A 7,358-nucleotide genomic window follows, 5' to 3' on the forward strand; every position below is an offset into this window, starting at 1 on the left:
CGCAGACGGTGTTCGGCGTCGGCAACCCGCAGGCCCACTGGATGGTCGTCGGCGAAGCCCCCGGCGAGCAGGAGGACCGGCAGGGCGAGCCCTTCGTCGGCAAGTCGGGCCAGCTGCTCGACAGCATGCTGCGCGCGCTCGGCCTGACGCGCGGCGAGGCCGAACCGGCGCGCCAGGTCTTCATCGCCAACACGCTCAAATGCCGCCCGCCCGGCAACCGCAACCCCGAGCCCGACGAGCTGGCCCAGTGCGAGCCCTTCCTGATCCGCCAGATCGAGCTCGTGAAGCCGCGCATGATCCTCGCGATGGGCCGCTTCGCGGTGCAGAGCCTGCTGCGCAGCAGCGAGCCGGTCGGCCGGCTGCGCGGCAAGGTGCACCAGTACCAGGGCGTGCCGCTGGTCGTCACCTACCACCCGGCCTACCTGCTGCGCAACCCGGAGGACAAGGCGCGCGCCTGGGACGACCTGTGCCTGGCGCTGGAGCAGATGAAGCCGATGGACCCGGCAGCGGACGCCTGACGCCGATGGACGCCACCCTGCCCGCCTGGCCCGACACCGAGGACCTGCCGTGCATGGTGGTGCGGCTGACGCCCGAGTGCCGGGTGCTGCAGGGCAACCGCGCGTTTCTCGAGTTCAGCGGCGCCGGCTCGGCGCCCGACGCCGGGCTGCTGTGGCAGGCGCTGCTCGGCGCCGAATCGCGCGCGACGCTCGCCACGCGGCTGATCGCCCGCGAGGACTTCGCGCTGAACCTGCGCATGCAGTGCGCGCCGCAATCGGCCGGCGGCCCCTGCTGGCTCGACCTCGAGGCACGCTGGCTGCCGGGCCCCGGCCACTACCTGTGCGTGCTGCACGACGTGACCGACAGCCACCGCGCCGAGTTGTCGGCGCGCGCCCGGGCCGACCAGTTCCAGCTGCTGGCCGACAACGTGCCGGTGCTGATCGCCTACTACCAGGCCAGCACGCTGCGCTGCCTGTTCGCGAACAAGCAGTATGCGCAGACCTTCGGCTGGGACGAGCAGTCGATCGTCGGCCACACCGTCGCCGAGATCATCGGCGAGCCGGCCGCGCGCCTCATCCAGCCGCAGGTCGACCAGGTGCTGCGCGAGCGACGCAGCGCGTCGTACGAGCGCGAGCTGGTCGGCACCGACGGCCAGCGCCGCTGGATCGAGGTGAACCTGGTGCCGCACGTGGTCAACGACGGCGATGCGACCGCCACCTTCGTGCTGATCTCCGACATCACGAAGCACCGCCTCGCCGAGCAGGCGGTGCGCGAATCGGAAGAGCGCCTCGCGAAGTTCATGCAGGCGAGTGCCGAGGGCATCGTGTTCCACAAGGATGGCGTGATCACCGACGCCAACCCGCCGGCGCTCGCGCTGATCGGCTACACGCTGGAGGAGCTGAAGGGCCGCCAGACGCTGGATTTCATCGCGCCCGACCAGCTCGCGCGCGCCGCCGCGACGCAATCGGCCGCGGCCGAGATCACCTACGAGAGCGTCGCGCTGCACAAGGACGGCCGCCGCCTGCCGGTGGAATTCACCGTGCGCACGATGCTGCGCAACGGCGAGCGCATGCGCATGACGCTGGTGCGCGACCTGCGCGACCGGCAGGCGGCGCAGGAGCGCATCCACCACCTGGCGCACCACGACGCGCTGACGCAGCTGCCGAACCGGATGAGCTTCATGGAGACGCTGGAGCACCGCATCACCGGTGCGCGCACCAGCGACTCGCAGCTCGCGCTGCTGTTCATCGACCTCGACCACTTCAAGCGCGTCAACGACTCGCTGGGCCACCTGATCGGCGACACGCTGCTGCAGACGGTTGCGCAGCGCATCATCCAGAGCCTGCGCTCGACCGACCTGGTGGCGCGCTTCGGCGGCGACGAGTTCATCGTGCTGCTGCCCGGCGTGCTGCAGCGCGCCGACGTCGAGGAGGCGACGCAGAAGCTGCTGGCGGCGATCGAGGTGCCGGTGAATGCCGACGGGCGGCTGATCTCGGTGACGCCGTCGGTGGGCATCTCGATGTTCCCGCACGACGGGCAGACGGCCGACGAGCTGATCAAGAATGCCGACACCGCGATGTACCTCGCGAAGGCGCGCGGCCGTGCGAACTACCAGTTCTTCACGCCGGCGATGGCGCGCTCCGCCTATGCCGCGCTGGTGATGGAAAGCCAGCTGACGCAGGCGCTGGAGCGCGACGAGTTCATGCTGCATTTCCAGCCGCAGGTGCGTGCGCACGACGGCGTGCTGGTGGGCGTCGAGGCGCTGATCCGCTGGAACCACCCGGAGCGCGGGCTGCTGATGCCCGACCATTTCATTCCGCTGGCCGAGCAGCAGCGGCAGATGCTGCCGATCGGCCAGTGGGTGCTGCGCGACGCGCTGCGCTGCGCGCGGCGCTGGCACGAGTCCGGCATCAGCAGCGTGCCGGTGGCGGTGAACCTGTCGAGCGTGCAGTTCCAGACGGTGGGCTTCATCCAGATGATCGCCGACATGCTGCGCGAGGAAGGCGTGCCCGGCGAGTTCCTCGAGCTCGAGCTGACCGAGCGCATGCTGATGGACGACCTCGGCGAGGTGAAGGCGCGGCTCGGCGAGCTGAAGGCGATGGGCATCCGGATCTCGGTCGACGACTTCGGCACCGGCTACTCGTCGCTCGGCCACCTGAAGGAGCTGCCGATCGACAAGATGAAGATCGACCGCTCGTTCGTGAAGGACCTGCCGGACGAGCACGACTCGGCGGCGATCGCGCGCGCCATCGTGCAGCTGGCGCGCAGCCTGGACATCACGGTGATCGCCGAGGGCGTCGAGACGATCGCGCAGCAGGATTTCCTGACGCGGCTCGGCTGCGACGAGCTGCAGGGGGAGCTGGTCAGCTCGCCGCTGCCGGCGGCGGCGTTCGAGGCGTGGGCGATCGCGCTGGCGCGGCCGGCGCTGGTGTGAGCGTCGGACTCACCGACTCAGGGTCGCGTGATGATGTCGTCGTTGGCGAGCCAGCGTTCGGCCGATGCGGCGGTGCGGGCCGACAGGCTCTCGACGAATGACGCTTCGACCAATTCCCTGACGCCGGCGTCGCACGATTGAAGCGCTTGCTCCATACTGGCCAGCAGGCGGGTGAGGGGCTCCGCACCAACCTGGTCCGTCATGAGACCCATCACGAGCCGGCTGACCTCGGCCATGAACACCGCAGGCACCAGGCCTTGGTGCGCCTCGATGTGCTGCCGGTGCAACACGGACAGTTCGGGAACCTGCGTCAGCAGGTCGTCGACGAACGCCGCGAGGCTCATCTGCTTTTCCAGGGGGCTCACGGGATCCTTCGGAGCGGTTGGCTGCAACGGACCTGTGTGACCCCGGGAGCCGATTGGTTCCCTGGCGGACGGCGCGTGCGGCCCGCTAGCGCTTCTTGACCGGCCGCGTCCAGCCCTCGAGCGACACCTGCTTCGCGCGCGACACCGTCAGCTGGCCGGCCGGGGCGTCCTTCGAGATCGTCGAGCCGCCGCCGATCGTCGCGCCGGCACCGATCACGACCGGTGCGATCAGCACGCAGTTGCTGCCGACGTGCACGTCGTCGCCGATCACCGTGCGGTGCTTGTTCGCGCCGTCGTAGTTCGCGGTGATGCTGCCGGCGCCGTAGTTCACGCGTTCACCCACCGTCGCATCGCCCAGGTAGGCCAGGTGGTTGGCCTTCGCGCCCTTCGCGAGCGTCGAGTTCTTCACCTCGACGAAGTTGCCGATGTGCACCTCGTCGCCCAGCTGCGCGCCGGGGCGCAGCCGCGCGAACGGGCCGACCAGCGCACCGCGGCCGACGCTGACGCCCTGCGCCTCGCCGTCGATGTGCGTGAACGGATGGATCACTGCGCTGGCCGAGAGGCGTGCGTTGCGAATCACGCAGTTCGCGCCGATGCGCACGCCGTCGCCCAACTCGACCTCGCCTTCGAACACGCAGTTGACGTCGATCTCGACATCGCTGCCGCAGTTCAGGCTGCCGCGCACGTCGAAGCGCGCCGGATCGGCCAGCCGCACGCCGGCCTCCATCAGCGCCTCGGCACGGGCGCGCTGGTAGCGGCGCTCCAGGTCGGCCAGCTGCATCGGGCTGTTGACGCCCAGCACCTCGGTCTCGCTCTTCGGCTGCGCGGTGACGACCGGCACGCCGTCGGCGACCGCCATCGCGATGATGTCGGTCAGGTAGTACTCGCCCTGGGCGTTCTTGTTGTCCAGCCGGGCCAGCCAGCCCTTCAGCCGCTTCGTCGGCACCGCCATCACGCCGGTGTTGACCTCGCGGATCTCGCGCTGCGCCGGGCTCGCATCCTTGTGCTCGACGATCGCGCGCACCTGCTCGCCATCGCGCACGATGCGGCCATAGCCGGTGGCATCGGCCAGCGTGATCGTCAGCAGCGCGAAGCGCTCGCCGCCGCAGGCATCGACGAGCGCGCGCACGGTGGCCGCCTCGATCAGCGGCGTGTCGCCGTTCAGGATCAGCGTGGTGCCCTCGTCGTGCAGCTGCGGCACGGCCTGCTGCACGGCGTGGCCGGTGCCCAGCTGCGGCATCTGCCGCACGAAGAGCAATCCGGGTGCCTGCACCGCCGCCTCGACCTGTTCGGCGCCGTGGCCGGTGATCGTGATGATGCGGGTCGCCCCCAGCGATGCTGCGGTACCCAGAACATGCTGCAATAGGCTTCGCCCGGCCAGCTTGTGCAAGACCTTGGGCAGGCCGGATTTCATGCGGGTGCCTTTGCCCGCGGCCATGATCACGATGTCGAGAGCCATGCAACGTCCTTTTTTCAGGTCGGTGATTATCGGCGTCGCGCTGGCGTTGACCACCCTGCTTTCAGGGTGTGGCGCGATGCGCCTGGCCTACAACCAGGCCCCCGATCTGGGGTATTGGTGGCTGGACAAGTACATCGACTTCAACGACGAGCAGACGCCGCGGGTGCGCGATGCGATCACGTCGTGGTTCCGCTGGAACCGCCGCACCCAGCTGCCGGACTATGCGCAATGGCTGGACAAGCTGGCCGGCGACCTGCAACAACCCGTCACGGCCGCCCAGGCGTGCCGCTGGACCGACGAGGTCGAATCGCGCATGTTCACCGGCCTCGACCAGGCGCTGCCGGCGCTGGCCGAGACGGCGCTGTCGCTGAAGCCCGAGCAGCTGAAACACATCGAGAAGCGCTACGCGAAGGTCAACGAGGACTATGCCGACGACTACCTGCAGCCCGACCCGCGGGACCGGGTGAAGGCCACGATGAAGCGCACGATGGAGCGCGCCGAGATGCTGTACGGCGACCTCGACGACGCGCAGACCGAGCGGGTGCAGCGGGCGATGGCGGCGTCGCCGTTCGACCCGGAGCTGTGGCTGGCCGAACGCAAGGCGCGCCAGCAGGACGTGCTGCAGACGCTGCGAAAGCTGCTGGCCGAGCGGCCGCCGCAGGCCCAGGTGCAGGCCGCGCTGCGCGCGATCGCCGAGCGGGTGCAGCACTCGCCGCGCGAGAACTTCCGCAGCTACCAGGAGAAGCTGACGCGCTACAACTGCGAGTTCGGGGCGCAGCTGCACAACACGACAAGCGCGGAGCAGCGGCAGTACGCCGCAAAGAAGCTCAAGGGCTGGGCGGGCGATTTCCGCGCGCTGGCGGCGGACAACGGCCGGTAGCCCGGATGCCAATCCGGGGTTGGTCCGACACATCCCGGATTGGCATCCGGGCTACGAGGGCGGCAGCTGGATCGTCACCCGCCTGGGGTTGATGCCGGTCTGCGGAAAGTCCTTCAGCGCCGCGTCGAACATCGCGGCAATCAGCGCATCGCCGCCCATCGTCGTGCCGTCGTTGGCCGCGCGCGCCTCGTACACCACCTGCCCGGACTGCCGGTCGCGGATCAGCACCGCCACCTCGCGGTCGTAGTAGGTCGTGTCGTAGTAGCGCGGGCCGAAGTAGCCGGGCGGGCCCCAGAACGGGCCCCGGCCGTAGCCGCCGTAGCCGTAGCGCGAACGGAACAAGCCGCCATGCCACCAGAACGGGTCGTCGTACGGCGAGACGTCGTAGCGGTTGATGCGCGCGCCGACCTGCACCGTGAAATCGGCCGCCTTCGCATCGCCCGCCTCGCTGAAGCCGGCCACCTGCAGCGAGTGCCGGGCCATCGACTCCAGCTTCTCCTGCTCCATCGCCCGCGCCTGCTGCGACGGCAGGCGCTCGAACGCGTAGGTCGATGCGCTGCGCCCGGCCGGCCACTGGCTGTAAGTGGAGACGTTGCTGTCGACCGCGTTCATCGCGGCGCAGCCCGCGAGGCCCAGCAGCGCGCCGGCCAGCAGGGTGGTGGTCAGGGCAGGTTTCCACATGGTCGGCCTCCGTCAGGTCAAACGTGCAGCTTGATGGGCACCGCGCCCGCGGCAGGTTCGGCGGGGGCGCAGCTCTCGTCGTCGTCGAAGGCCCGATCGCCGCCGGCATCGGGCACCCCGGTGGTTTTGAGCGTCGTGAACGGGTAGAGGTTCCGGTCCATCATGTGCGACGGCACGATGTTGCCCATCGCGGTGAACATGTTCTCGATGCGGCCGGGAAAGCGCTTGTCCCAGTCGCGCAGCATCTGCCTGGTCTGCACGCGCTGCAGGTTCTCCTGGCTGCCGCACAGCGTGCACGGGATGATCGGGAACTGCCGGTGCGCGGCCCAGCGCTCCAGGTCGGGCTCGGCCACGTAGGCGAGCGGGCGGATCACGATGTTCTTGCCGTCGTCGCTGACCAGCTTCGGCGGCATGCCCTTCATGCGGCTGCCGAAGAACATGTTCATGAACAGCGTCTGCAGCATGTCGTCGCGGTGGTGGCCGAGCGCCACCTTGGTCGCGCCGAGCTCGCCGGCCACGCGGTACAGGATGCCGCGGCGCAGCCGCGAGCACAGGCTGCACATCGTCTTGCCCTCGGGGATCAGGCGCTTGACGATCGAGTAGGTGTCCTGGCTCTCGATGTGGAACGGCACGCCGCGCGACTTCAGGTACTCCGGCAGCACGTGGTCCGGAAAGCCCGGCTGCTTCTGGTCGAGGTTCACCGCCACCAGCGTGAAGCGGATCGGCGCGCGCTGCTGCAGGTTCAGCAGGATGTCGAGCAGCGCATAGCTGTCCTTGCCGCCGGACACGCAGACCATCACCTTGTCGCCGTTCTCGATCATGTTGAAGTCGGCGATCGCCTGGCCGACCTGGCGGTGCAGGCGCTTGCTGAGCTTGTTGATCTCGAAGGCCTGCTTGTCGGCCACTTCGCGTTCCAGTACCGAATTCATCGGCGTACCTCTCATTTGATAAGCGAGACGAATCTCGCAAAGTGATGCGCGAACCCAGCGGACGCCGCGGAACCGGCTTTGCCGGGCCGCTGGCGGCGCCCCCTTGAGGGGG

Annotated in this window: 7 protein-coding genes; 3 read left to right on the plus strand and 4 right to left on the minus strand. The window is 69.2% G+C overall.

What is annotated here, in order from left to right; translation table 11 throughout:
- The coding region (locus AC1D01_RS14570; RefSeq protein WP_477867366.1) for a uracil-DNA glycosylase at positions 1-518 on the plus strand (518 nt) is incomplete at its 5' end.
- A gap of 5 nt (positions 519-523) precedes the next feature.
- The gene (locus AC1D01_RS14575) at positions 524-2,932 is read left to right on the plus strand and encodes a putative bifunctional diguanylate cyclase/phosphodiesterase (protein ID WP_477867368.1); all 2,409 of its coding nucleotides are present in this window, start codon (positions 524-526) and stop codon (positions 2,930-2,932) included.
- A 17-nt stretch (positions 2,933-2,949) separates the two neighbouring features.
- Here AC1D01_RS14575 and AC1D01_RS14580 read toward each other — a convergent pair whose 3' ends face one another.
- Together AC1D01_RS14580 and glmU are read right to left on the minus strand one after the other, a co-directional pair.
- Positions 2,950-3,297, minus strand: a complete 348-nt coding sequence (locus tag AC1D01_RS14580) for a DUF7674 family protein (RefSeq protein WP_477867370.1) — start codon at positions 3,295-3,297, stop codon at positions 2,950-2,952.
- 85 nt (positions 3,298-3,382) lie between these two features.
- Positions 3,383-4,756 carry a bifunctional UDP-N-acetylglucosamine diphosphorylase/glucosamine-1-phosphate N-acetyltransferase GlmU gene (gene glmU, locus AC1D01_RS14585; protein ID WP_477867372.1) on the minus strand — a complete coding sequence of 458 codons (1,374 nt, stop codon included), beginning with the start codon at positions 4,754-4,756 and terminating at the stop codon, positions 3,383-3,385.
- A gap of 46 nt (positions 4,757-4,802) precedes the next feature.
- On the opposite strand from glmU, the gene AC1D01_RS14590 reads away from it, so the two are divergent.
- Positions 4,803-5,636: a DUF6279 family lipoprotein gene (locus AC1D01_RS14590; RefSeq protein ID WP_477867374.1), complete on the plus strand. Its 834-nt coding sequence runs from the start codon at positions 4,803-4,805 to the stop codon at positions 5,634-5,636.
- Positions 5,637-5,687: 51 nt separating this feature from the next.
- Here AC1D01_RS14590 and AC1D01_RS14595 read toward each other — a convergent pair whose 3' ends face one another.
- A complete protein-coding gene (locus AC1D01_RS14595) occupies positions 5,688-6,317 on the minus strand; it encodes a DUF4136 domain-containing protein (protein ID WP_477867376.1) in 630 nt (209 codons plus the stop codon).
- Between the two features lie 17 nt (positions 6,318-6,334).
- A complete protein-coding gene (gene ttcA / locus AC1D01_RS14600; RefSeq protein ID WP_477867378.1) occupies positions 6,335-7,246 on the minus strand; it encodes a tRNA 2-thiocytidine(32) synthetase TtcA in 912 nt (303 codons plus the stop codon).
- Positions 7,247-7,358: the final 112 nt, after the last annotated feature.

The organism is Rhizobacter sp. P3_B12 (assembly GCF_056402895.1).